At 49.4% G+C, this 25,356-nt stretch carries 27 protein-coding genes, 1 tRNA gene and 1 other RNA gene; 9 read left to right on the forward strand and 20 right to left on the reverse strand.

The genetic code is table 11. From position 1 onward, the window contains the following. Nucleotides 1-140 precede the first annotated feature (140 nt). On the forward strand, nt 141-479 hold the full coding sequence (locus MCJ35_RS15195) for a YqfO family protein (RefSeq protein ID WP_025486504.1): 339 nt from the start codon (nt 141-143) through the stop codon (nt 477-479). A 126-nt stretch (nt 480-605) separates the two neighbouring features. Here MCJ35_RS15195 and ssrA read toward each other — a convergent pair. The 7 genes from ssrA to MCJ35_RS15230 all read right to left on the reverse strand — a co-directional run bounded on the left by ssrA (nt 606) and on the right by MCJ35_RS15230 (nt 5,352). Further along, nucleotides 606-945: a transfer-messenger RNA gene (gene ssrA, locus MCJ35_RS15200) on the reverse strand. Nucleotides 946-1,102: 157 nt separating this feature from the next. Further along, nucleotides 1,103-1,666 carry a hypothetical protein gene (locus tag MCJ35_RS15205; RefSeq protein ID WP_025486503.1) on the reverse strand — a complete coding sequence of 188 codons (564 nt, stop codon included), beginning with the start codon at nt 1,664-1,666 and terminating at the stop codon, nt 1,103-1,105. A gap of 25 nt (nt 1,667-1,691) precedes the next feature. Next, on the reverse strand, nt 1,692-2,174 hold the full coding sequence (locus MCJ35_RS15210) for a hypothetical protein (protein WP_025486502.1): 483 nt from the start codon (nt 2,172-2,174) through the stop codon (nt 1,692-1,694). A 519-nt stretch (nt 2,175-2,693) separates the two neighbouring features. Further along, entirely contained in the window at nt 2,694-3,038 is a 345-nt protein-coding gene (locus MCJ35_RS15215) for a hypothetical protein (protein ID WP_008717937.1), read from the reverse strand. A 264-nt stretch (nt 3,039-3,302) separates the two neighbouring features. Continuing rightward, nucleotides 3,303-3,968 (reverse strand): phosphatase PAP2 family protein, encoded by a 666-nt coding sequence (locus MCJ35_RS15220; RefSeq protein ID WP_025486501.1) that lies wholly within the window; start codon nt 3,966-3,968, stop codon nt 3,303-3,305. Nucleotides 3,969-4,127: 159 nt separating this feature from the next. Further along, nucleotides 4,128-4,742 carry a helix-turn-helix domain-containing protein gene (locus tag MCJ35_RS15225; protein ID WP_025486500.1) on the reverse strand — a complete coding sequence of 205 codons (615 nt, stop codon included), beginning with the start codon at nt 4,740-4,742 and terminating at the stop codon, nt 4,128-4,130. Between the two features lie 34 nt (nt 4,743-4,776). Beyond that, the gene (locus tag MCJ35_RS15230; RefSeq protein ID WP_025486499.1) at nt 4,777-5,352 is read right to left on the reverse strand and encodes a hypothetical protein; all 576 of its coding nucleotides are present in this window, start codon (nt 5,350-5,352) and stop codon (nt 4,777-4,779) included. Between the two features lie 213 nt (nt 5,353-5,565). Here MCJ35_RS15230 and MCJ35_RS15235 point away from each other — a divergent pair, with 213 nt between their 5' ends. Beyond that, the gene (locus MCJ35_RS15235; protein ID WP_025486498.1) at nt 5,566-6,876 is read left to right on the forward strand and encodes an O-acetylhomoserine aminocarboxypropyltransferase/cysteine synthase family protein; all 1,311 of its coding nucleotides are present in this window, start codon (nt 5,566-5,568) and stop codon (nt 6,874-6,876) included. A gap of 120 nt (nt 6,877-6,996) precedes the next feature. Here the strand turns inward: MCJ35_RS15235 and MCJ35_RS15240 are convergent, their stop codons facing one another. The 4 genes from MCJ35_RS15240 to MCJ35_RS15255 all read right to left on the reverse strand — a co-directional run bounded on the left by MCJ35_RS15240 (nt 6,997) and on the right by MCJ35_RS15255 (nt 9,645). Continuing rightward, nucleotides 6,997-7,356: a hypothetical protein gene (locus MCJ35_RS15240; RefSeq protein WP_025486497.1), complete on the reverse strand. Its 360-nt coding sequence runs from the start codon at nt 7,354-7,356 to the stop codon at nt 6,997-6,999. 108 nt (nt 7,357-7,464) lie between these two features. Further along, nucleotides 7,465-8,394, reverse strand: coding sequence for an N-acetylmuramoyl-L-alanine amidase family protein (locus tag MCJ35_RS15245; protein ID WP_025486496.1), 930 nt, complete (start codon nt 8,392-8,394; stop codon nt 7,465-7,467). Between the two features lie 273 nt (nt 8,395-8,667). Then, on the reverse strand, nt 8,668-9,036 hold the full coding sequence (locus tag MCJ35_RS15250; protein WP_008717952.1) for a desulfoferrodoxin family protein: 369 nt from the start codon (nt 9,034-9,036) through the stop codon (nt 8,668-8,670). A 105-nt stretch (nt 9,037-9,141) separates the two neighbouring features. Next, nucleotides 9,142-9,645: a DUF6933 domain-containing protein gene (locus MCJ35_RS15255; protein ID WP_025486494.1), complete on the reverse strand. Its 504-nt coding sequence runs from the start codon at nt 9,643-9,645 to the stop codon at nt 9,142-9,144. A gap of 284 nt (nt 9,646-9,929) precedes the next feature. On the opposite strand from MCJ35_RS15255, the gene MCJ35_RS15260 reads away from it, so the two are divergent. Both MCJ35_RS15260 and MCJ35_RS15265 read left to right on the forward strand, forming a co-directional pair. Then, nucleotides 9,930-10,415, forward strand: coding sequence for a hypothetical protein (locus MCJ35_RS15260; protein WP_008717956.1), 486 nt, complete (start codon nt 9,930-9,932; stop codon nt 10,413-10,415). Between the two features lie 497 nt (nt 10,416-10,912). Next, a tRNA-Glu gene (locus MCJ35_RS15265) sits at nt 10,913-10,984 on the forward strand. 72 nt (nt 10,985-11,056) lie between these two features. Here MCJ35_RS15265 and MCJ35_RS15270 read toward each other — a convergent pair. From MCJ35_RS15270 to MCJ35_RS15300, 7 genes are all read right to left on the reverse strand, one after another. Next, nucleotides 11,057-11,611: an HD domain-containing protein gene (locus MCJ35_RS15270; protein WP_025486493.1), complete on the reverse strand. Its 555-nt coding sequence runs from the start codon at nt 11,609-11,611 to the stop codon at nt 11,057-11,059. 17 nt (nt 11,612-11,628) lie between these two features. Next, the gene (gene smpB / locus MCJ35_RS15275; RefSeq protein ID WP_008717959.1) at nt 11,629-12,096 is read right to left on the reverse strand and encodes an SsrA-binding protein SmpB; all 468 of its coding nucleotides are present in this window, start codon (nt 12,094-12,096) and stop codon (nt 11,629-11,631) included. Nucleotides 12,097-12,100: 4 nt separating this feature from the next. After that, the gene (rnr, locus tag MCJ35_RS15280; RefSeq protein ID WP_240299796.1) at nt 12,101-14,422 is read right to left on the reverse strand and encodes a ribonuclease R; all 2,322 of its coding nucleotides are present in this window, start codon (nt 14,420-14,422) and stop codon (nt 12,101-12,103) included. Nucleotides 14,423-14,538: 116 nt separating this feature from the next. Further along, complete coding sequence (gene secG / locus MCJ35_RS15285; protein WP_008717963.1) at nt 14,539-14,793, reverse strand: preprotein translocase subunit SecG; 255 nt, start codon at nt 14,791-14,793, stop codon at nt 14,539-14,541. A gap of 168 nt (nt 14,794-14,961) precedes the next feature. Continuing rightward, the gene (locus tag MCJ35_RS15290) at nt 14,962-15,909 is read right to left on the reverse strand and encodes a type I phosphomannose isomerase catalytic subunit (RefSeq protein WP_008717964.1); all 948 of its coding nucleotides are present in this window, start codon (nt 15,907-15,909) and stop codon (nt 14,962-14,964) included. A gap of 165 nt (nt 15,910-16,074) precedes the next feature. Next, the gene (gene eno / locus MCJ35_RS15295) at nt 16,075-17,355 is read right to left on the reverse strand and encodes a phosphopyruvate hydratase (protein WP_025486492.1); all 1,281 of its coding nucleotides are present in this window, start codon (nt 17,353-17,355) and stop codon (nt 16,075-16,077) included. 75 nt (nt 17,356-17,430) lie between these two features. Beyond that, nucleotides 17,431-18,396: a hypothetical protein gene (locus MCJ35_RS15300; protein ID WP_025486491.1), complete on the reverse strand. Its 966-nt coding sequence runs from the start codon at nt 18,394-18,396 to the stop codon at nt 17,431-17,433. A 291-nt stretch (nt 18,397-18,687) separates the two neighbouring features. Here MCJ35_RS15300 and MCJ35_RS15305 point away from each other — a divergent pair, with 291 nt between their 5' ends. From MCJ35_RS15305 to MCJ35_RS15320, 4 genes are all read left to right on the forward strand, one after another. Next, nucleotides 18,688-19,791, forward strand: coding sequence for a glycosyltransferase (locus tag MCJ35_RS15305; protein ID WP_025486490.1), 1,104 nt, complete (start codon nt 18,688-18,690; stop codon nt 19,789-19,791). A gap of 16 nt (nt 19,792-19,807) precedes the next feature. Continuing rightward, nucleotides 19,808-21,190, forward strand: coding sequence for a collagen-like protein (locus tag MCJ35_RS31650; RefSeq protein ID WP_275891636.1), 1,383 nt, complete (start codon nt 19,808-19,810; stop codon nt 21,188-21,190). A gap of 117 nt (nt 21,191-21,307) precedes the next feature. Next, a complete protein-coding gene (locus tag MCJ35_RS15315) occupies nt 21,308-21,916 on the forward strand; it encodes a helix-turn-helix domain-containing protein (protein WP_025486488.1) in 609 nt (202 codons plus the stop codon). Continuing rightward, a complete protein-coding gene (locus MCJ35_RS15320; RefSeq protein WP_025486487.1) occupies nt 21,883-22,323 on the forward strand; it encodes an integrase core domain-containing protein in 441 nt (146 codons plus the stop codon). The genes MCJ35_RS15315 and MCJ35_RS15320 overlap by 34 nt, the downstream gene beginning before the upstream one ends. A 146-nt stretch (nt 22,324-22,469) precedes the next feature. Here the strand turns inward: MCJ35_RS15320 and MCJ35_RS15325 are convergent, their stop codons facing one another. Together MCJ35_RS15325 and MCJ35_RS15330 are read right to left on the reverse strand one after the other, a co-directional pair. Further along, the gene (locus tag MCJ35_RS15325) at nt 22,470-24,263 is read right to left on the reverse strand and encodes a M56 family metallopeptidase (RefSeq protein ID WP_025486486.1); all 1,794 of its coding nucleotides are present in this window, start codon (nt 24,261-24,263) and stop codon (nt 22,470-22,472) included. Then, a complete protein-coding gene (locus tag MCJ35_RS15330; RefSeq protein WP_008717981.1) occupies nt 24,260-24,640 on the reverse strand; it encodes a BlaI/MecI/CopY family transcriptional regulator in 381 nt (126 codons plus the stop codon). The genes MCJ35_RS15325 and MCJ35_RS15330 overlap by 4 nt, the downstream gene beginning before the upstream one ends. Nucleotides 24,641-24,993: 353 nt before the next feature. Between MCJ35_RS15330 and MCJ35_RS15335 the strand changes: the two genes are divergently transcribed. Next, nucleotides 24,994-25,257, forward strand: coding sequence for a DUF6870 family protein (locus tag MCJ35_RS15335; RefSeq protein WP_025486485.1), 264 nt, complete (start codon nt 24,994-24,996; stop codon nt 25,255-25,257). The last annotated feature ends 99 nt before the right edge of the window (nt 25,258-25,356 follow it).

The following is a 25,356-nucleotide window of genomic DNA, read 5'->3' on the forward strand; positions in this document are numbered from 1 at the left end:
TTACGAAGTTTCTACGAAATTATTGCTCCTGGCATATTTGTGTTTTCATATCAATCTGTGTTATATTTATGAAGGTGATGGAACATCATAGGAAGGCGATGGAACATCATAGGAAGAGAACAGGAAAGGCGGAATACGCAATGGAAACATTTAAGAACTGCAAGCTGGAGATTTTCATCCCCCAGTCCCATCTGTCCGCGCTGCAGAAAGCGCTTCAGGCAGTGGACGCCGGACATATCGGACAATATGACAGCTGTATGTCATACAGCCCTGTGACAGGCTGCTGGCGGCCGTTACAGGGAAGTACGCCCTATATCGGCAATATGGGGGAGCTGAGTACGGAACCGGAGATGAAGGTGGAAGTGACCTGCCCGGCTGAAAAGGTAAAGGAAACACTTAGGGCCATTAAAAATGTCCATCCCTATGAAGAGCCGGTCATCAATGTAATCCCTCTGTACATGACCGGTATGGATGTATGAAACAGAATCCCAACAAAAAAGACAATGCCGGAAACACTTATACTAAGGATTACCCGGCATTGTCCAGCGTGTAGCAGATAAAGCAAAATCCGAACCCCTGTTAAAGAGTTCGGATTTAAGCTTATCGAGTGGAGCTGAGGGGAATCGAACCCCTGTCCGAAAACCAATTCCCTGTTCTTCTACTATCATAGTCCCTTATTTGACATTCCCTCTGCCATCAGAGAAAGGACACCCGGATGGTTTCAGTAGCTTCATCATACGCCCATATGCTCAAAGCTTTGCATAAGTCGTTTCCCACATAGTCGATGCCAGGGTCTTAAAGTGCGGGTGCTCTAAGTCTGACAGCTGCCATTAGGCAGCGATTGCTAATTCGTCGTTAGCGTTTATATTTATTTTTGCCATTTAACCCATCGCATGGGGATAGCTTCACCAGCTGCATGACCCCCGTCGAAACCAGTACAACCCCTGAATGATCAGTGTTCCATGTGTCTGGTATGCTAACGAATCCTGCGCTTTCTACATAATAGCAGTTTCCCCGTCCGTTGTCAAGGGTGGAGTTTGGAAGAAGGACGCATGGGCTGGAACCGGACAGGAACCTCATTCCCTGATTTAAATGCCTGCGCTTAGTCATACACCCCTGATTCAGCAAAAAAATAATGGCGTTCCGTTTCCCCAAAGAACTTATCATAAAACGCACCCGCAAATAGTGAACAGACCCATTTCGTGCCCGCCATTTCCTGCTCCAGCCGTTTTTTTCCGGACTCAGGGGCATTTCCCGGCATCCACCATAACAGCTCCTTCTGAAATGCTTCCACGTCCTTATCCTTAATATGGAACCAGCGGTTTTTAAGCCCAAAATAGTCATCAATCCAATAACCGCGCAGCGCGGCAATCCACTCAGCATCCGGCATCCGCCTCACCACCTGCTGGTCCGGCGAGGTCCGCTCCTGCTCACTGCATATCCAGTCATTCTGGTAGTACAGGTCCAGAATGAAAAGCACGGAAAATGCTTCCTGCCAGCCTTCCACCAGCGGCTTTTCCACGCCAATAAAGGAAACTCCCAGCGGATATTGGAAAAAGTCATGGATTTCCCCATCATATTTCCTGATATCAATGGCTGCCGCATTTATAGCCAGCCTTTCTTTGTCCTGTGTTAACCAATCCAGCTGTTTAACCAGATTCCCCATTTTCCCACCTTATATTCCCTTATATTTAAAAAACCCCCAGGCCCAGCAACTGCAGGACCAGCAGCCCCAGAAGAAAGGAAACGGCATTGGCCGCCGCCGTATACTTCAGTATGGACTGCTTTGGAAACCTTCCCCCCATGAAGCGCAGATAAATCCGGTATTCTGCCGCCAGCACAAGGATTTCAAACACACACATCACGGGAAAATAATATCCCCTGAGATACAGACGGAAGGTGAAATCCAGATACCCTAATAAAACATTCATAATCAGGTTGGTGCCAATATTCGTAAGGAAAATCACCCGTTTTGGCCCAACACCCATGATGGCCCCGGCTGCTGTTTCAATCCCCGCATTAAAAAGCACGGTCAGAACCAGCATGATGGCTGTTCCTGCAAAATATTCCCTGTAATGAACAGGGGCCGGAGAATTGGCATACACCTGAATCATTCCAGCTTCCATGAAAAGCATTGCCATAAGACAGGATTTTCCCGCACAGTCCTTCTTCAAATTCATTCCTCCCTGTACCTAGTATAATACTCCAACCCATTTTATTGATCATTACATGCCATACAGCCCCGGTCATCTGCTCCAAATCACGGATCCGGCTGATAATAATATCTTCATTGGGTCCATAATCCAGCGTATCCCAGCCAATCTTCTCCCTCACGCCCTTCAGGACCTGTCATATCCCTCCCGGTATCCGGGGTATTAAGTATCCTATTGGTAAAATGCACAAAACAAATTTTCATAATCGATAAAGTTTGTGCAGACTTTTTTCATACCATATGCTATTATAATTAATGTAAACCCCCCCAATACATTATATAGTTTTTGCTACACCCCATAAGAAACGAAATACCTTCTCCTAAAATGACCGGTTCCCCGACCGGTCATTTTTCATTGTGTTTAATCTGGTTTTAATGCTGCCCCTCCTGACTATAAAGAACATTTTATCACATCCTCTTTGATTTTCCTACCATATTCCATAATACAGGCTGGAATCCGTCGCCGGATATCCGGCTTATATTAATATGCTTCCGGCGGCTCCGTTACCATATCCTCCCCATATTCAAACTCTGCCTTATAAAACTCCCTGCCCTGGTCCATATCATATTCATTATGGTAGCACCATATGACCAGACGGTCCGGCGTGCCGTTCATTTGATTGTACTGGATTACAATCTTTTCAACGGTTTCCCCCACTCCCCATGGCCTGTTGATGATTACATACAGCTCTGTTTCCCTGTAATCCATACCTGAATAGGAAAATGACCGGCAGATCCTGTATTCCGGGCTCCAGGTTTTATATGCCAGGAAAATCAGGGCAGCCATTATTAATAACGCAGCGAGATATATTGTACACTTTTTCATTCCTAATTCCTCCAGTATTTATAGAACGGATGAACAGCGCAATAATCCCCCTCCTGTTTTTTTCTTCCATTGTTTTCATCGCGCGGATGTCGAAAATTGTCAATTGAGGTCTGATTCTTTACCCCCAATATAAAAAAGGCCCGGCCGATATGGATATACCGGCCAGGTGCCTGATTTTAAATAATATATAAATGATTTGAGATAAAGAGAAATGACGGCTTTTTTCTTTTGCAGCCATGCGGCGGTATACGGGATTATTTCATCTTAGCCCTTCTTTTCCTCTATATATTTTAGGGCGGCATAATAGAGAATAATTAAGGCTGATGAGAGTAAAATGCCTGCCACGATATCAGTAAACCAATGAACTCCCGATATAAGTCTTCCTACTACCGTTACTGCAACAATCAAAACAGAAGCTATATCCATTATCCATAGACAAACTTTCCTGTCACGTAAATAATAATGAAACTGCAACATTGCTGTGACCATAATACAGATTACAATCATTGCATGAGAGGACGGAAAAGATGCTTCTAAACTTTGGGAGAGAATGACCGGTCTATAATTGATGATTACAACTTCAAAGAAAACATAAAATACAATGACAATAAAATAAAATGCACCAAGCAATAGAATGCGTGAATCAACTTTCCAAATGCTTTTACGACGTATGAGTTGGATCAGTCCTAGGATTGCAAACCCCAAAGCAATTACTATGGCAACAACACCCAGCCAGTCAGTAATGCTATACCAAAGCAGGTTCACCCCAAAAAGGTTAAATACAAACTGATTAAGAGTAGCAAGTCCTATCATAGACTGCTCCGGTCCGACAGGCTGTACATCAAGTGTCTTAATCATAACAGTAAAAAGCATAAAAATCAGAAACAGAATTCCTGTCATGATGATACATTTTTTTGATTTCTTTTGCATAGTATACATTCCTTTCTTTTTGCCGTGATAAATTATGTGTAAGCTCACTTTGATTATCCATCCACGCGGCCCAAAGTACAAGAAACCTGCCGTCACAACAGAAAAAAGCTCCGTCACTTATCGTGTCAGAGCCTGTTTTTAAGGAATTTATGACTATTTTTATTTTCTCCTGCTTTGCTGTAGCAATAAAAATATCTTTACTGCAAAAAACAAAAATAGCAGTATGGTTACATACGGTTCTCTTGCGGCAGCAAATAAACAGATTGCTGCCGCCCCTGTTGCCACAGAAACTTTTGAGATAATGCCACACAAATGCTCTTTATCAAAAGAAATAAAAGCAAGTCTGGCAATCCCAAGCCCAATTATAAGTAAATAGATAGCCCAATGTATTCCAATATCTATATTTGATAAATGAGTAATTGACAGAAGATTTACATGATAAAAATGGCTGCCTTGAAGTTCCCCATAGATTGGTAATACAATAAGCGCAACTGCCAATACATCTACTATTCCGCTGATAATGTCATAAATCCTTTTAACATTCGCGTTGTTTTCGGTTTCTGCAAGGGTAATTAGTTCTTCACCCGATAGCAGCTCATCTATGGTTATGGAAAAAAATTTGGAAATACACTTGAGTGACTCAATGTTAGGGTAGCCTTTGCCGCCTTCCCATTTTGAAATTGCTGTCCGTGATACATATAATTGCTCTGCAAGCTGTTCCTGCGTTAGATTTTTCCCAATCCTAAGCTGGCGCAGCTTTTCGTTAAACTCCATGATTGTCCTCCTTGCATCCTGCCTTTTTCATTCCTTAATCCGCCTTCATCGGAATATTAAGGGTCATATCCCCGCTGTTCATCCTGCCGTATCCATCCGTCAGCAGCCGGACAATCCTTTTTGTGCTAATGGAATAGTCAGGATTCTTTATTCTGAATCCATTTCCATCCGTCAATATCTCTCCGCCAATGCTCAGGCTTTGAATTGTCTCCTCCACCGCAGTCTTGTAACGCGATAGGATGACCGTTTTATATTTACTGTCATATTGGCCCATATACCATCTGAAATCTACCAGGCATACTGCATATCCGCCCTGGGCAGCACTTCCGGATATACGCTGCAATACGTTCAGGGCATCATCGAGGCGGCGGCCCTCTGCTTCCAGCGCTTCGAAGATGGGGTATACACGGTCACGGTCCTCCTCCGTCCCGCTGTCTTCGACATAGTATTCAAGGCTGCTTAAAAGGACGGATACATTTAACAGGTTCAAATAGGCAGAGTCCAGGTATTCCCTCTTTATTTCATTACGGCGCATATAACAGGTAATATTCATGAAAATGGATATCAGCAGGACAATAACCACTGCCAGCTGCAGTCTGTTCCTCTTCATAAGAACCCCCCTTTGCTTATTCAATGCCACATATCATCACCGCTCATTCCCCTTACCTTCCATTTCCATTTTATCATGCCTCCCACGGTCCCGCCACCAGTTTCCCTCCTTAAATATATAAAGTCCGTTCAATAAACGCTTGACAGGAAAAAACTCCCATGCTATTATCAACTAAACCTATAGAAACAGTAGGAATGGAATGGAGGATAAATCATGGGAGAAAAACTTAGAAGAGAGAACAGACAGTTCAGGTTTGAGACAACACAGCTTCATGCAGGACAGGAACATCCGGATACGGCTACCGGTTCCAGGGCGGTTCCGATTTACCAGACATCTTCCTATGTGTTTGATGACTGCGACCATGCCCAGGCCCGCTTTAACCTCAGCGATGCAGGCAATATCTACAGCAGGCTGACCAATCCTACCCTAGATGTGTTTGAGGCCAGGATGGCTGCCCTGGAAGGCGGAGTGGCGGCCCTGGCAACCGCCTCGGGCGCAGCGGCCCTGGCCTATACCTTCCAGAACCTGACCCGCTCCGGCGACCATATTGTGGCATCCAGCCATATCTATGGCGGCACCTATAATTATCTGGCACATACATTTCCCGAATACGGGGTGGAAACCACATTTGTGGATCCGGCCAATCTGAAGGCATTGGAGGAGGCTGTCAAAGACAATACAAAAGCCATCTTCATAGAAACCCTTGGCAATCCCAACTCGGACATTGCGGATATAGAATCCATTGCGGACATTGCACACCGCCACCAGATCCCGCTGGTGATTGACAACACCTTCGCAACCCCTTATCTGGTCCGCCCCATTGAGTATGGCGCTGATATCGTGGTCCATTCAGCCACCAAATTCATAGGCGGACATGGAACCACGGTAGGCGGGGTGATTGTGGACGGAGGACACTTTGACTGGGTTGCTTCCGGGAAATTCCCCGGGCTTACGCAGCTCAATGCAAGCTACCACGGCATCCGCTTTGCGCAGGATGTGGGCGCCGCTGCATTTGTCACCCGCATCAGGGCCATCCTTTTAAGGGACACAGGCGCAACCCTCTCCCCCTTCCACGGATTCATGTTCCTCCAGGGGCTGGAAACCCTGTCCCTCAGGGTTGAACGCCATGTGGAAAATGCACTGGAAGTGGTTGATTACCTGAAAAACCATCCCCTGGTGGAAGCAGTCCATCATCCGGCCGTGAGCCAGGATCCCGGACAGCAGGCGCTGTACCGGAAGTATTTCCCCAATGGAGGCGGCTCCATCTTCACCTTTGAAATCAAGGGCGGCGCTGGGCAGGCCAGGAAATTCATCGACAGCCTGGAGCTGTTTTCCCTGCTGGCCAATGTGGCTGACGTGAAGTCCCTGGTCATCCATCCTGCTTCCACCACACACTCCCAGTTAAATGAGGCCGAGCTTCTGGAACAGGGTATCCGGCCGGGAACCATCCGTCTGTCCATCGGTACCGAACACATTGACGATATCCTGGAGGACCTGGAGGAAGCGTTCAACTCCATCGTATGAATACTGCATGACGTACAACTGAATCCGCCGGACGGGCCGCAAAACCGGAAACAGTTTTGCGGCCCATATGCCGGATTTATCCGTATTTACAAATTAAATCAAAGAATCCTCTACCAAGCATCACCGGCACCTTCCCACAACAATGACCTCATACTCACTTAATGCCTTTGTAATCCATCCTGCAAATCCAATGTAGAAATCAAACGCCGTATCATCAAACCGTATATTACCCATGTCGCGTTCCATCTCCTGAATCAGGCTGTTCCACTGGTCCCTGTCCATCCGGTTATCCTGACAGGCATCAAACCCTGGACGCACATGCTCCAGATAGGGAAGCAGCAGCTTCACATAATCTGTCCGGAACACGGTCAGTGTATCTGCGCACGTATCATACCAGCCCTCCGGCCCGATATCTGCATTACATGGATAAAATGTCAGTGTGGTGGTTTCATCCGGCAATGAGAAACATTTTAGTACCATGCTGTATCCCCCTTTTCTTCCATCCCGATGATAATCAGGTCAATGGAAGGCATCTTCTCCTTCTATTATACTCCATCCCTTAACGCCGGACAATAAAAATCCCCTCCTCTATCCTTCTATTTTCCCACATTCAGTGATGGTTCCCATATCCGGGAACTTAAGTGCCCCCTTTTCATCTGTCTCAAGGCATACGCAGCCCTCAAACATGCTTCCGTCCTCTTTCAGGCGGTAGAGTTCATGTTTCCAGATAACCCACTGGTCCTTTGCCATGGCTCCATTTCCCTGAAGGTAATACCATTTTCCATCCGAGCCTGTCTTCCAGTCATTGTGCACCATCATGCCTGCAGCGTCAAACCAATACCAGTAATCCCCATCCTTATACCAGTCATTGGCCACATAGTCCCCGGTATTGCCCAGATAGAACCTCCATCCCCCGTTTTCTTCCACCCAGCCTGATTTCTTAACCGGTTCTGTTATGCCGTAATACAGGGCAATGGTATCGGCCTGGGCGCTGGCCAGACGTTCAAGGTTGGCATCATTTAACAGCCACTTCACAACCTCACCATTGGTATGGAAGGAATTCTCCAGGATCAGCCCCGGCGTCCCCACGGCCGTTGCCCCGCGCAGTACGCCATAGTAATCGCCATTGCTTCCCCTGCGGTGTTCAATGCGCGCAGGCTGGCCTGTTCCGATGACCGTCTCCACACACTGTGCCAGGGCCATCCCGATTCCATCCGCACTCCCGTTAATGGCGCAGTATGCCGCAGGATAATCCACTGTATTGTTAACAGAGTCCCCCACTGCATTGGTATGGTCCGATATAAACAGGTCGCATCCCCTGGAGGTAGCTCCCCTGTCATATAAACCTCTGTCCGTGTCCTTGTCTTCCCTGGTAGTGATTACCTCGATTCCATAGGCTTCCAGGTATTTTTTCTGAAGCAGATGCAGCTTCCATACGATTTCCGACTCATAATAACGCTTGTCTGCCGGGCTTTGATTATATCTTCCATAATGGCCTGCGTCTAAACATATCTTCATACTATGATCACATCTCCTTTCTGCTATGGTATATAATACGCAGGAATTCCAGGATTGTCCCAAAGGGGAGGAGGAGTGCATGGGTATGCATGGGAATGACCGGGATACTGTATCCACAGGTCAGGGCAAAGGACGGACAGAACGCCGGGTTCTCTGTGCCGGGAACACACAAAGCGGAAGGCCGGGGCGGAAACCTCTGCTCCGTCCCGGCCTTCACTGCCCGCTTACGCCTACGGGTAAAAGAACCTGGTCTTCTGTACCGTGCCTATCGGCCTATGCTTTCCAAAGGCCGTGAAGATTACAGTATGCATAAACTGCCTCAACCCCGTCGCCCTGACAGACCATGAATTCTGCCTGGGGCTTCTGGCCCGGCTTCAGTTCCTTTCTCTGGTTGCCCTGTGTGGTGGCAAGGGCAATCCACTGGATATAGTGCTCAGGTGTCATGGGATGCTCTGCCGCCCCAACGGTAACCGTAACCTTCTGTCCGTCCACCGTAACCACCGGAACATGCTTTTCAACGGCTGCATCCGTTGTGTTGGCAACCAGCTCCTGCATCTTTTCACCGCAGCACATGACCGGTACCCCGCTGCTCTTTACGTACGCAATAATATTGCCGCAATGACTGCAAATATAAAATTTCATGTTTCTGCTCCTTCCTTTATGTATTTTATTATATATTCTAAGTCTATCACATTGATTACAATTTACAATGCCATATGTACATATTTATGATAAATGTCATGTTTTTTACTGCTTCATGTCCATTTCCAGGCACTGGAACGGCAGACGGTTTCCCTCATGTCCACCCATTTTGCAGATCTGGCGGTTTGCCTCCAGACAGTGTATGGGCTGGAAGAGCCGGTCTTTACTGATGAGGGCCGGAAGGCTCCACAGATAATCATCCATCCGGTTCAGACTGGCCACTGGCCGGCGCCCATGGGTCCTTGTCAGGGTGACTGGCCCGGCCTTGTCCAGATATTCCTGTATCTGAAGCCCGGAATACCCCTCTGCTTCCAACATCATCCTCACGCCTTCCACAAACAGCGCTGTAAAATCCCTCCACCCGGCAGCATCCATGCCGCACAGGACCACGGCTGCACGGTTGCTGGCATTGACCGCAACCAGGGTATCTTCTGCCTGCAGACGGATACGGTGGACCTCCCAGCAGTAAAACAGCTTCTGTTCCGTCCCGTATTCCAGGTTCCTTATATTCAAATGCTTCTGTAAAGGTATGGTAATCCCCAGCTCCATGGCCCTATCCTCCTGTTCCTGCGATGAATTTCCCTTATTCACAAACTCCTTACACTCTGTTCATAATTTTGTTACAGAATGATAAAATTCTCCTCATATTTTACCGATATACTAAATATTGTAAAGAGTTAATGCTAATAAAACTTTTTTTCATAATACTCGGCCGGTAAAGATGATTTACCGGCCTCCTCCTTTATCTACGGCTTTTCCGATTCTTTTCCCGGATGCACCAGTGCCCCTTTCCCCCGTATCAGCATATGATAAACAAAAAAGGATTTTTCCTTATGAATTACGAACATCTTACCCCTGTCATGGGGACCATCACCGACATTACCGCTTATAATGATGACTGCTGCAGCCAGTTCGTCACCCTCAGCGTGGACGGACAGCAGATTAATATCATCATGACCCATGATACCTTTGTTGTGGATACCATGCGCCTGTTCCCGGGAATGCGCATCGCTGCTTTCTATGACAGCACCCAGCCTGTTCCCCTCATCTATCCGCCCCAGTACCGCGCTGACCTGATTGCAGTGCTGCGGCCTGAAGAGGATGTGGCCATCGGTTACTTTGATGACAGCCTTACTGCCATTGATAATTCCTTAAGGCTGAACCTGTACCAGTCCACCATTATTTCCACCATGAACGGCCAGGCCTACCTGTGTTCGCCTGCCAACCATTACCTTCTGGTTTATTACACGGCCACCACAAGAAGCATTCCCCCGCAGACAGCCCCTGGACGCATCATCGTGCTGTGCCAGGCCACTTGAGGCATATCCCGATGTTACTTTGCAGGTCCTGATGCCCAGTATATATAGATTATGGAAATGAACAGCAGGATACACTACGTTGAAAATGATGAGGCTTACCAGACACTTCCGGTAAGTCTCACATATAAATGTCGGAAAATGAGTATACGGCTGGCACATTTCCCATGTCACTGTAATAATGCATATAAACTTTTTTTGAAATAGTAAATCTTTGTGCACACTTTTTTTATCACCTATGCTATTATAATTAACGTAAACCCCCCCAATACATTATATAGTTTTTGCTACACCCCATAAGAAACGAAATACCTTCTCCTGAAAAGACCAGTTCCCCGACTGGTCTTTTCACTTTCCAGGATTGGTAAATTCCATCGGATAATTCCGTTGGAAAACTCCATCAGATAATTTTTTAATTTTTTTCAAAAAATACTGGACAAATTAAAAACTCTATGGTATTATAAACAAGCTGTCGCTGATGAGTACAGCAGACAACCTAAGGCCTGATGGTCAAGCGGCTAAGACGACGCCCTCTCACGGCGTAAACCCGGGTTCGATTCCCGGTCAGGTCATAAGAAAAGCAAGCAGATGATGCTTGCTTTTTTCTTATCCAAAACCGTCCGGAAAACGGATCCATAACATCCTTAGGGTTCCTTCATCCGTTCCCTTGTCTCCTTGTCAACCAGCTCCCGAAGCTTTGTCAGCCTGCCGTCCAGCCCGTAATATTCCTTTCCGTAAGAAAGGTTAAAGCCATAGTCAAAATCCGGCGGATTCTCTCCCTGGCTGTGCTGCAGGATGGTTTCCGCCTTGTCCATGGCCTTTACGAACCTGGCTTCCGGCGTCCTTGCCTGGTTATACTCCTCACACAGGCTAATGATTTCCTCTGCGCAGGCCCCTGGAAGGCCGGCAACCGCTTTTGCCACATCCCTCTGTTCCTGGTCATGCTTTTTCCCTGCATCCGGCCGGAGCGCCGCGGAAACATCCCCGCTGTACAGTTCCCCAAGGTCATGGACCAGGCACATGAGCATCACCTTTTCCCTGTCAAGTTCAGGAAATTCATGGCAGAGCACTGCCGCGCCAAGGGCCAGGCGCCAGGAGTGCTCTGCCGTGCTCTCCTGGCGTCCTGAAACAGTCCATGCTGTCCTCAGCGTGGATTTAAGCCCTTCCACTTCCTTTATGAAATCCAGATATTCCTTCATGTTTTGCCGTCCCTGTCCTAATAAAGGTTTTTCACCTTAAAATCCTTTTCCAGTTCCCTTCTCTGGTCCTTCTTGGCAATATCCGCCCTCTTGTCATAAAGCTTTTTACCGCGGGCCAGCCCAATCTGAACCTTAACCAGGCTTCCCTTAAAATACACCTGAAGGGGAACCAGGGTATAACCCTTCTGCGCAATCTTGCCGCCCAGCTTCATGATCTCATACTTGTGAAGCAGGAGCCTTCGGGTACGCAGCGGGTCCTTATTGAATATATTGCCCTTCTCATAGGGGCTGATGTGCATGCCGCAGACATACACCTCTCCCTTGTCAATCTTGACAAACGCTTCCTTGACGCTGCATTTGCCCATACGGATGGACTTTACCTCGGTGCCGAAAAGTTCGATTCCGGCCTCGTATTTCTCATCAATGAAATAATCATAGTATGCCTTCTTATTATTGGCTACCAGCTTAATACTTTCCTTCCCCATGCGTCTATTCCCCTTTCTCGTCCGCCGTATGCTTCTCCCAGTCCTTTGCCAGGATTAAGTCAACGGTTCTTAAAAGCCTGTCCGTGGAGGACACGGTCACCCTTATGGGCTGTCCCAGCTTATAGGTCTTTTTCGTCATCTCCCCTATGAGTTCATAGTGCTGTTCATCAAATATATAATAATCGTCATCCAGGTCGCTCATGCGCACCAGGCCCTCCACGGTGTTGGGAAGCTCCACATACAGACCCCAGTTGGTAACACCGGATATGGCTCCGTCAAAATCCTGTCCGATGAACCGTGACATGTATTCGCATTTCTTCAGTTTATCCGTCTCCCGCTCCGCTTCATCCGCCCTGCGTTCCAGGGCAGAGGTCTGCACCGCCACTTCCGGCAGGATTTTCTCATAATGTCCTGCCCTCTTATCGCTTAATCCTCCCTTCAGCGTCTCCTTGATGATCCTGTGGATCTGAAGGTCAGGATAGCGCCTGATAGGAGAGGTGAAATGTGTATAGTACCTGGTAGCCAGGCCAAAATGCCCGGAACACTGGGTGGTGTACTTTGCCTGTTTCATGGAACGCAGGGTCAGTCTGGAGAGCAGCGCCTCCTCCGGCGTGCCTTCTATCTTATCCAGCAGCTTCTGAAGCTCCTTGGGGTGGATTTCCCCGTGCTGCATCTTAATGAAGTAGCCAAAATTGTTGATGAATGTCCCCAGCTGTTTCATCTTTTCCGGATCCGGGTTGTCATGGCTCCTGTAAAGGAACGGGATGGACTGCCAGTAATAATCCTCGGCCACGGTTTCATTGGCTAACAGCATGAAATCCTCGATGATCCTGGTGGCCGCGTTGCGCTCATAGGGCTTAATCTCCAGGGGCTTTCCCTGTCCATCCAGAACAATCTTGCTCTCCGGGAAATCAAAGTCAATGGCTCCCCGCTTCCTGCGGCTCTCCCTGAGAATATCCGCCAGCTCCTTCATGCAGTCAAACATGGGGACGAAATCCTCATATTCCGCCATCACAGCCTCATCCCGGTCCGTCACAATGGCATTGACCGCGGTATAGGTCATGCGCCGGTCCACATGGATCACTGTCTCGGCAATCCGGTGGTCCAGCACGGTACCCTGACCATCCACCTCCATGATGCAGCTTAAGGCCAGCCGGTCCGTGCCTGCGTTCAGGGAACATATGCCGTTGGACAGCTTGTGCGGCAGCATGGGTATGACCCGGTCCACCAGATAGACGCTGGTGCTACGCTTGAACGCCTCCCGGTCAAGGGGGCTTCCTTCCTTCACATAATGGCTCACATCCGCAATATGGACCCCCAGGATATAATGTCCCTGATTGTCCCTGCATATGGTCACCGCGTCATCCAGATCCTTGGCATCCTCGCCGTCAATGGTCACGGTCTGAAGCCCCCGCAGGTCAAGGCGTCCCGAAAGCTCCCCGCCCCATCCATCGTGGGACGAAAGGTCACTGATGCCATAAGGGCTGCCCGGCTTTGCCGGCTGGCCTGGAATGCCTGGCTGGGCCGGAACATCCGGCTGGCCTGGAACATCCGGCTGGCCTGGAATATCTGGCTGGCCCGGTATCACCGGCTGGCCTGGAACCGTCACATCCTCCGGGATGTCCTCTATCTCCTCCATCACCTCCTGGGGAAATGCCTCAGGCAGCCCATAGGCCCTGACAATGGACAGGATATCCGTGCCCGGGTCGTTGACATGTCCGATGATTTCCGTGACACGCCCCTCCGGCTTATGTTTCTCACTGCCAAAGTCCGTAATCTTCACAACCACCTTGTGTCCGGTCACTGCTCCCATATCGCAGCCCTGGGGGATGAAGATATCCTTTGCCAGCTTCTGGTTGTCCGGTATGACAAAACCAAAGTTCTTATTCTTCTGGTAATAGCCCACTATCTCCTGGTTGGCATGTTCCAGGACCCGGATGACAGCGCCCTCTGCCCTGCGTCCGCCCGAACCCATGCCGGAACGGCTGCCGGACATCCTGCTGTCATGTTCCACCACAATCTGCACCCGGTCCCCATGAAGGGCTGCCCCTGTCTTATCCTCCGGTATGAACACATCCTGTTCCATCCCCTCCACTGTCACAAACCCAAAGCCCTTGGGATGCCCGGAAAATATACCGTTTACGGAAAATGTCTCAGCCTTTCCATATTTCCCTTTCTTGGAAACACCAATCCTGCCTTCTGCCACCAGGGCATTAAGGACCTCCATCAGATCCTCCCTCTGTGATTTGGGAATGTTCAAAAGGATGGCCAGTTCCTTGGCCTTCATGGGCACATAGGCCTTGTCATCCATTAATTCCGTCAATATCTGCTTGCGCTGTTCCAATAATTCTTTTTCCATATACCCTCTTTTCCGCCTAAAGAAATAAAACACCCTTATATGAATACAAGGGTGTTTTGGTCACGTTCACTTCTTTTCTCTTATTATCCCGCAATCTTCAGAAGAATATTCAGGATAATGGTAATAATCATAAATACAATCGCGCCGTATCTTGTAAAATGCTCCAGGGCGCCCTCCATGGAACGGCCTCTGTTCTTGCTCCAGTAACTGTCTGTGGAGATACCGCCGATTGCACTTCCAAGTCCGTTGGACTTACCTTCCTGCATCAGGATAACGATTGATATGGCAACACCAAGGATTACATATATGATTGATAATATAACCTGTATAACTGACATCCGCCTGCACCTCTTCATTTTCTTATAGTCAAACACAGATATCTTATCACACTTTGTCCGAAAAAACAACCTGTTTTCCCATTTTTACACAGCTTTTATGCCCTTTCATGCCGTGTCACTGATATATGGAAATAGTGTGTGACAGCCAATCGGCCGTCTTCCCCAAGGCTACATGGCCTGGGATGTGATAAAGGACAGATTCCCCTGGAACCTGACGGTCCCGTATCCGGCAGGTACAATGAAATGGCATCCCTTTTTCACTGCGGTGCCGTCCACCGTGCCTTCGCCTTCCAGGATGCTCACATTGGCAAACCTGTCCCCGAAGTCCTCCTCCCACTCACCTGCCATATCCACCTTGTCAGCGGTATAATAGCAGCAGGTAATCAGGTGGTACTTCTTACCGTTGTCCGTTTCCTTCACAAGCACTGGCTGCTCATCCTCACGCTGCACAAAGGGCGCTTCTATCACGTCAATGCTCTGCTGCACATGCAGCTGCCTTGGCCTGCCCTCAGAAAGCCTGTCATAGTCATAGACCCGGTATGTAATGTCACTGCTCTGCTGTGTCTCCAGGATTAAAGTCCCTCCCTTGATTGCATGGACGCACCCGGGGTTAATCTGGAAGAAATCACCTTTCTTAATGGGTACCTCCCGGATGAACTCCGTCCACCTGCCCTGTTCAATCATGGACCTCAGTTCTTCCTTATCCTTTGCATGGTGGCCGATGACAATGGTCCCGTCCTCATCACAGTCCAGGATATACCAGCATTCCATCTTCCCAAGGGAACCGTTCTCATGTTCCGCCGCATATGCATTGTCCGGGTGGACCTGGATGCTTAAATCATCCCTTGCATCGATGATCTTCACCAGCAGCGGGAATTCCCCGCAGGAATCAGCCACGGTCCCAAACAGTTCCTTATGCTCCCTCCATAATGAACTTAAGGTATGTCCCGCATATGTACCGGATGACACCCTGCAATCACCGCTTCTGTGTGCGCTGATAGCCCAGCACTCCCCTGTGTGCCCGCTTGGGATATCATAGCCATACACTTCCTTCAGGCGGCTTCCGCCCCAGATTGCTTCCTTAAATACCGGTTCCATCATTAACAGTTCTTTCATTCCCTTATCTCCCATCCTTACTGCATTATTTATATTTCAATATTGCCTTATTTCATCATACATAAAAATGGGGGGTTGTCAAGATTTACTGTTGAAGTAGCTGAAAATAAACAGCATATACCCGGCTGTCCCGGGAAAGGACAGCCGGATGCTGCATATCCGTATTTATTCAGCAGACAGGTTGAGGTTCTCCTCAATGCGGAGCAGCTGGTTGTATTTAGCCACACGGTCTGAGCGGCAGGGCGCCCCTGTCTTAATCTGTCCCGCGTTCACAGCTACCGCGATATCGGCAATGATGGAATCCTCTGTTTCACCGGAGCGGTGGGAGATAATGGTCCCGAATCCGGCCCGCTTTGCCATCTCAATGGCTTCAAAGCTTTCCGTCAGCGTGCCGATCTGGTTGACCTTTACAAGGATTGCATTGCCCGCCTCCAGGTCAATGCCCTTTTTCAGCCGTTTCGTGTTGGTCACGAACAGATCGTCCCCCACCAGCTGGATGCGGTTTCCCAGCTGTTCTGTGAGCATTTTCCAACCATCCCAGTCTTCTTCCTCAAGTCCGTCCTCAATGGAGCAGATGGGGAAACGGTCCACCAGCCCCCTGTAATATTCCACCATCTCCCCGGCGCTGCGCTGCACCTGTCTGCCCGCCATCCGGCTCTCGCCCGGGAACAGGTACAGGCCGGTGGCTTCATCGTAAAGCTCACTGGACGCCGCATCAATGGCAATCTTCATATCTGAACCAGGCTTCAGGCCGTTCTTCTCCATGGCCTTTACAAGATACTCCAGCACCTCCTCTGAGTTCTTAAGGTCAGGGGCAAAACCGCCTTCATCGCCCACACCCGTGCTGTATCCGTCTTCCTTTAAAAGCTTTTTCAGGGTATGGTATACCTCCGCACACATCCTTAATCCTTCTGAAAAGCAGCATGCGCCGTATGGCATGATCATGAATTCCTGAAGGTCCACCGTATTGTCCGCGTGCTTTCCTCCGTTTAGGATGTTCATCATGGGGATGGGAAGCTTTGAGGCGTGGATCCCGCCCAGGTACCTGTATAAAGGCATATGAAGCCCATTGGCCGCTGCCCTGGCCACTGCCATGGACACCCCAAGGATTGCGTTGGCTCCCAGCTTTGCCTTATTCTCAGTCCCGTCCGCCTCTATCAGCAGATGGTCAATATACCTCTGGTCCAGGACGCTTTCAAAAAGCACTGCCTCGCTGAGCACTGAATTCACATGCTCCACTGCCTTTTTCACACCCTGCCCATTATAGCGCTCCCCGCCGTCCCTTAATTCCACGGCCTCAAACTTACCAGTGGACGCGCCTGACGGAACGGCAGCGCGTCCGCTTGCCCCGCCCGTAAGGCAGACCTCCACCTCCACGGTCGGATTCCCTCTGGAATCCAGTATCTCACGGCCCGTGACCGCCTCTATCTCCAACTCATTCAACATAAAAAATGACCTCCTCATATCAATCTCTCAATGATATAAGGATAGCCATTTTTTAGCATTTTATGTATGAAAATCTTAATTGAGCCGCGCCCCGTCCGCACCTACCGTATATCCGTCCGGCGTGACCGTGCCCGCCAGCATGGCCCCGCTGTCATCGCAGTAATAAAACTTATCATTCCACTGGATCCAGCCGGTCTTCATATAGCCTTCCCCGTCAAAAAAGTACCACTTCCCGCGGATAGACTGCCAGCCATCCTTCGTATAGCTTCCGTCCGGATTCACATACCACCATCCCCTGTCATCCCGCATCCACTGTCCGTTCAGCCTGGCAAGGTCTTCCTCCGTCACATCCATATAGGTGGATTCCTGCCAGTCCCCAGCATTGCTGCGGCTGTCAACGGCCCTTACCTTAAAGTAATAGGTTCCGGTCCTGGGGAACCTGCCTGAAAAATCAAAGCTGTTCTCCTTCACCGTATACACGTTTCCAATCCCGTCATCCGAGGTTGTGGAATTATTGCCATAGCGGCACAGACGCACCTTGTAGTTCTTAGCCAGGCTGTTATGGTCCCAGTGTGCAATGCCGTTGTACTCATCCCAGGTAAGCCCGCTGACATCCAGGTCCTCATCATCCTCGTCCAGCTTTTCCAGGGTAACGGTAAGCACCATCTCAGACTTGTCAGACTTGGTGGAGCTTGTCACATACTTCACCTTGTCCCCGCTGAAGGAAAATGCACTCTTGCCTGACTTTGCAAAGTAATAATCGGAATCAGCAGACAGCCACACCTCCACCTTCGGCTTGTCCCCGCCCACCCAGAAATCCTTTTCATTAACAATATCCACACTCTCAACGGAGCAGTTGCCGCTGCCCAGAGTGACATCCACATCGCCTCCGGACTCTCCTGCCTGGATATCATAAGAAAACGACAGTTCAATGGTGCCGACCTTCTCACGCTCCTCTTTTGCCAGGCTTACCATGGATATGGATGCAGCAACGGCCAGGGACAGCCCCAGCGTGATGACCCATTCCCGCTTTCTTCCCATAAGAAACTCCTCCTTTGAATTATTCTCACTTCATCATATCACAAAACCATGATAATTTGAATCTCATTTCCAGACCTTGGGTCTTATTTTTCCTGGGTCTTATTTTGCCCTGCACCTTATTTTGTCCGGATTCCTGCCATAAGACAGAGGACGGAAATGAATTTAAATACTGCCCCTGGACAGCGCTGGTGCCGCATACACCAAACTTGTTCTATTTTCATATAGTACTAATAAGCCGGCAAGCCCCATGGCCCCGGCCCCTAAAACAGTTTGACGCAGGGGGATTACCGCTTGATTACATTAAGTCTATGCATGATTGTGAAAAATGAAGAGGCAGTGCTGGAACGTATCCTGAAACCCATGTCCCTGGCCGCAGACCAGATTATCATTATGGACACCGGCTCCACGGACAGGACCAGGGAGATTGCCAGACGTTATACACAAGAGGTCTATGATTATCCCTGGAAGGATGATTTTGCCGCTGCCAGGAATGCTGCCTGCGAAAAGGCTGTCATGGATTACTGGATGTGGCTGGATGCAGATGATACCGTCAGCCCTGAAACAGTAAGGAAGCTTATAAAACTGAAGGAAGAACTGGATCCATCCACGGATGTGGTAATGATGAAGTATGCCACTGGCTTTGATTCCAAGGGCAGGACAACATTTTCCTACTACAGGGAAAGGCTTTTAAAAAATCATCATGGTTTCACCTGGCGGGGACGTGTCCATGAGGCCGTTACCCCAACGGGGCAGATTATATACACGGATATTGAAATCCGGCATAAAAAGGAGGGAGAAGGGGACAAAGACCGCAACCTCAGGATTTATGAGGCCATGCTTAAGGACGGGGAAGCGCTGGAACCCAGGCATCAGTTCTACTATGCCAGGGAACTCTACTACCATGGGTGCTATGAGGATGCCATCCAGGCGCTGGAGGGCTTTTTGAAAGAGCCGGAAGCATGGATTGAGAATAAGATTGATGCCTGTCTGCATCTGGCCTACTGTCATGAAAAACTGGGCAGGCAAGAAGACGCCATGAAGGCCCTGACTGAAAGTTTTGCCTATGACAAGCCCCGCGGGGAAGCCTGCTGTGAGCTTGGAAAACTAAAAATGGACACCGGGAAACTATCAGAAGCAGTTTACTGGTACGAACAGGCCCTCTCTTTGGATCCGGATGAACAATCCGGGGCCTTTGTCCAGAAAGACTGCTATGGGTACCTTCCTTCCATCCAGCTGTGCGTATGCCATGACAGGCTGGGTGACCATAAACGGGCATACTATTATCACCAGAAATCACAGAAATTCAAGCCGGACAGCGAGGCAGTAAAGCTGAACCAGGCATATTTTGAACGGATATTGAAACAAATAGCGGAGGCAGTGCCTCCCAAACAGTAAACAAGGAGATGTTGCTATGTATTTTAATTTTCCAAATGGAATGAATCAATATAATGACGGCGATATGGACGGCCGCGGAGAATCCATGAACATGGGCCAGCGCCGGCCAGGCTGCGGAGGCGGGTTTCCTCCTATTCCCTGTCCTCCCCCGGATTTAGGATGCGGATGCCCTAGAAGAGGGCCCACCGGACCCATGGGACCAACCGGGCCTGCGGGACCCATGGGACCGCGGGGATGCCCTGGAGTACAGGGACCAACCGGCCCCACTGGCGCCATGGGACCGCAGGGATATGTTGGACCGACCGGGGCCACAGGAGCCAGGGGACCACAGGGATATATCGGGGCAACCGGGCCGGCCGGACCTCAGGGACTGCAAGGCGTCCAGGGACCTGCCGGACCACGCGGCGCTACCGGAGCCACAGGACTTCAGGGACTGCAGGGTATCCAGGGGCCAACCGGTGTTACCGGTATACAGGGAATCCAGGGACCGCAGGGTATCCAGGGACCTGCCGGCGCCAGAGGAGCGACAGGCGCTACCGGCGCTACCGGTGTACAGGGTCTACAGGGTCTCCGAGGGCCTACCGGGGCAACCGGCACAACAGGAGCCAGCCCTGTCATCACTGTAGCAGGAACCGTCACAGGCGAGCCTGGCTCACAGGCAGCTGTAGATGAAACCTTTACCCCCAACGGGGCACAGCTTCTGTTCACCATACCGGCAGGCGCCACTGGGGTCCAGGGACCCATAGGACCAACTGGGCCGACTGGGCCGACCGGACCTATTGGGCCGACCGGATCTACTGGCCCTGCCGGAACATCCGGACCAACCGGAGTTGCAGAAACGATTACAATTCGCAATACCACCACAGGTACACCTGGATCATCCGCCGCAGTTGTGGATGTGACCGGCAGCCCTGACCATGTGCTGGATTTTATCATTCCCGCAGGGGTAAATGGGGCTACTGGGGCTACTGGAGCCACTGGCGTTACCGGGCCTGCTGGACCGACTGGAGCTGCCGGTGTTACCGGGCCTACCGGGCCCACTGGTGCTGACGGCGTTACTGGAGCGACTGGACCCACTGGCGCTACTGGTGCCAATGGTGTTACCGGGCCTACCGGACCCACTGGCGCTGACGGTGTTACCGGACCTACCGGGCCCACTGGTGCTGACGGTGTTACCGGGCCTACCGGGCCCACTGGCGCTAATGGCGTTACCGGGCCTACCGGGCCCACTGGTGCTGACGGCGTTACCGGGCCTACTGGGCCTACCGGGCCCACTGGTGCTGATGGTGTTACCGGACCGACCGGACCGACCATAATAAGAAAACGGCTATATATCCATTGTAACAGCAAAAATAAAATACGAGCTTATCACTTTACCGGACAAGCGCCGCCCAAGTAGAGACTACGGGTGGTGTTTTCCGTTGTGAGGCGGGAAGGAGGACAATTCCCATGCTTCGGGCCAACATGATATGCTCCCTATAAGAGAGACAATGAAAAACAAAACAAGGGAGCAACTATGGGAAAGCGAATAGAGATGGATTTAGAAGAAAAAGTGTTTCTGGTAAAGGAATACATAGAGGGTCGAATCAAAGGCCGGGAAGCAGCCCGTCGGGCCGGAATAGGATCTTCAACGATGCAAAGCTGGATCAGCCGTTACCGGGCGGAAGGGATCGAGGGGCTCCGTCAGGATGGAAACAAGGATAAGCGAAGGTACGACAAACAGACCAGACGAAAAGTGGCTGAGGAATATCTATCCGGCAAGGGTAGCTCCCTGACCATCGCAGAAAAGTATAAACTTCGCTCAGGAAACTTGGTATTAGATTGGGTTAAGGAGTATCATCGTCATAACAGAAAAGAAACAGGAGGAGATGTTATGGCGAAGAACAGATACACATTAGAGGAACGGGTACAAGTCGTGAAAGAGCATCTGGAGAATGGAAAAAGCTTTTCAGAGATTGCCAATTCCTATAACTTGAGCACTCAGTTGGTCCGTACCTGGGTGAAAAAATACCGGGAAATGGGTCTGGCAGGGCTGGAGGACCGGCGGGGGAAGCGTACGGCAGAGCAAATACCCCGGACGCCGCATGTCCGGTGCTGCACAAGATTTACCTCAGTGCCATATTGAATTTCTGCGACAGAAGGATTGTAGCCTTTGTCATTGGGGACGCTAACGACTGCGCATTGGTGTATGATACTTTTGACCAGGCAATTGCGAAGAACCCAGGGGCGTATCCGCTCTTTCACAGCGACAGGGGAATCCAATACACAACGCAGGTGTTCCACAATAAGCTGGCGGAGGCAGGCATGGTTCAGAGCATGTCGCGTATTGGCAAGTGCATTGATAATGGCCCCATGGAAGGCTTTTGGGGAATCCTTAAGCGTGAGCGTTATTACGGCAGGCGTTTTACCAGCCGGGAAGAGCTGACCCGGATGATTGAGGAGTACATGGCCTATTATAATTTCAGGCGTCCCCAGCGCGGCCTGGGCGTTCTCACGCCGCTGGAAAAGCACGAACTGTATAGAGCGGCATAATTGGACCTGCACGAACCGTCTTGGGTTACCTCCGGAGAGCGGATGGCTTTTGCATGGCAACATGAATAAACCGTAAATTATTTCAGTGTCTACTTGACGGGGAGCAGTTCAACTTGGCCCGAAGCGTATATTCTCTTTTTTAAAAATTACTCGTTTATACTAATTTCCGTATATCCATGATTGCTGATTTTTACTGTTGGTTCTCCACTACCCAAACTATATGTTTTAGTCCATCCAGCAGGTAACACAATTTCACCACGGCAGGCAGATACATCCAATTCAAGATTTTGTGGCATTTGATTGAATATCAGTTCACATTCTCCGTCACTCGTTATTGAAATGTCACTGGAAATGGCAGTTGATATGATAGATACACTTCCAGAAAGATTGTTTATATTATATATCCCGTTGGATATTTCCATATCGGAAAGTGAAATTGAGCTATCATCAGCTTCTATATTTATCGCAGCATTGAAATCTGGTAGAGACACGGGGGCTCCATCAAGTATCATGGTAATGTTTTCATACTCTTTATCTGGTATACCAATTTGAACTACATTGGAATAGTCCGGGCCGCTTTCATCAATATAATATTGCCCAGCGGTGGCCCGGGCCGCTGTTCCGTCAACAGCTATTTGTAAAACATTATCAGTCTCCATTGTATAATTGACTTTGAACTTTGTTGTGTCAGTAATACCCAAATAGTCAAACGTAAACTTTCCACTGTCTGATTTAACCAGTTCAATCCCGCAACTATCTACTGTTAGCGTGATAGCCTTTACGTTATTTGCTTCTAAATCCTCTAATGCAGAAACTGGCGTTGTCGTAATTGTTGGGGCTTCTATATTGCTCGGTGTATTGGGCTTTTCGGTATTGCCAATAGGTTCTGGCGGCATTTGCGTCTTTGCATAGGCACCTATGGCCGTTGCACCTGTCACCATTAGGAGCGTAATAGCGAGCGTGACAGTTAGCATTATTTTTGATGTTCTCTTATATTTCATAATTGCGTCTAACCTCTCTTTCAGCAGTTCCTTACTTTCATTGAGTGTTACAGAGGCAAGGAAATCTTTGTAGCCCCCTCCGGCTCCAATCGCGTTCAGCAGAGTATCGCCATAGGCACGCCGTCCTTGTGGGTCAAGCGCCTTGATAACTGCTTCATCACAGGCAAGCTCACACGCCCGGCCCACTTCCCGCCCCATCGCATAGACAATCGGGTTAAACCAGTGCAGGCAGATAACAAGCTGAACCAGCCACTTATAAAACATATCCCGCCGCTTGTAATGCGTTAGCTCATGCAGAGTGGTATGTTCAAAATCGGCGGGCGCTAGATTGGTGGAGGGGAGCACGATACAGGGCCGGAAAAAGCCAAGCAACAGCGGCGAGGAAATGAGGCTGTTTGTGTATATTTCTACTGGCCTTTTAACTCCTGCTTGCTCTCCAATCAGCGCCAATCGGTCTAAAATCGCCGTGTCGGAAACCTCCGCGCGTCCAGCCCTGATATATTTTATAAAACCTTGATAGATTGTAATTTTCCGTATAATCAGAATGAGCGCCACTACCAGCCAAACAAGCCAAAGATTTTGTATAAGAACTGTAAAAAAACTTTGTAGTGTCGGTGTGGCTTCCGTTTCCCCATTTTTCGGAGCAGTATCATTCTTAACCGCCGTATCATCTCCCGATTGCGGGGCGGGCGCTATATTTTGTCCGGGAGTGGTGTCCGTCTGCACAATCACACGGTCTACTTGCTGAAACAGAGTGCCGACGGGACTTGCCTCCGGCGTAAACGGCAAAAGCAGACGGGCGATTACCACCAGCCAGATATAATACTGCCAACGCTTGCTAATCCTGTTCCTGATTAGGGGCTTGCAGAGAAGAAGAACAAGAATTAACAGCGACCCAGAAAGGGAGAGCGACAAGACAATTTTCAGTATCTCGTTCATCTATCCTCACCTCCACCTTCCCAAAACTTTTTCAAGTCCTCGTAGTCCGTGGCGGTGAGCATTTCCCTTTGTATCAGCGTAGATACAAGCCCCTTTGCGTTGCCCTCATAGAGCTTATCAAGTAAGGTTTTTGTTTGTGCCGCTTGATAGTCCGCTTCGGTTACGATAGCCGTATATTCGTTGCGTCGTCCTATCTTGTTGGTTTTCAGCAGCCCTTTTTCTACCAGACGGGAAAGCAAAGTAATCACCGTGTTTTTCTGCCAGTGGTTGCCCGTTTCCGCCAGTGCGTCCATTATCCGGGCATACAGGGCCTTGCCGCCCTCGGCCCAGATAATTTTCATCAATTCCAATTCGGAATCCGATACCTGTCCAATCATTTTCTCTTTCGCCCTCCTTTAACAACAACTTGTAGTCCATACTTATAATAACATTTTGTAGTCCACATGTCAACAGCCTTGTGATTGACGCTGATTTTCGGGGTTTCACAAAGTGGCAAGCGATGCAAGTGTCTATACACTTGCGAATTTTCCATGTTCCGGCCTCCGCCGAAACCTGAAAAATCCCGCTTGTTGGGGCCAACCCCAAACCCTGCAAAACCTCGGGCCAACTTGGCCCGAGGTCTTATGGGCAGATGGCAAAGGGCAGCGCGTGAGAATGGGCCGCCTTTTGTCATTTCCTCATAGGACAATCAGGGAATGACATACACATGGAAGAAAGGGGGCGAATATCCATGCAAAAACAAATTCATTTAGCGGAGCTCGCGGGGGTTGATATAACCACAGTCAACAAAGAGGACTTAGTTGACGTGTCCGGGCTGGCCTTCGATAACACGGTTCCGAGAGAACAGCGGGCGGCGCAGGTGCTCCGAAAAGTAAAAAATCCGTACTGCTTCCGGGTGGGCGATATGGGCGTTAAACTGGAATTTCTGGATAGCGCCCCGCCCCTTGAGGATTGCTTCACTGACTTCCTTCAACGTAAAAAGAGCGGCCTGTAATCAGTGTGCAGGCCGTTTTTGTCGGCCTCGGGACAAGATTTGCAAGGGCCGGGCAACATTGTCCACACCACCTATAAATGGTATAATATAGGTGTAAAG

The sequence above is a fragment of the Enterocloster sp. OA13 genome (genome assembly GCF_022440595.1).
In the GTDB taxonomy this organism is placed as follows: Bacteria; Bacillota; Clostridia; order Lachnospirales; family Lachnospiraceae; genus Enterocloster; species Enterocloster hominis.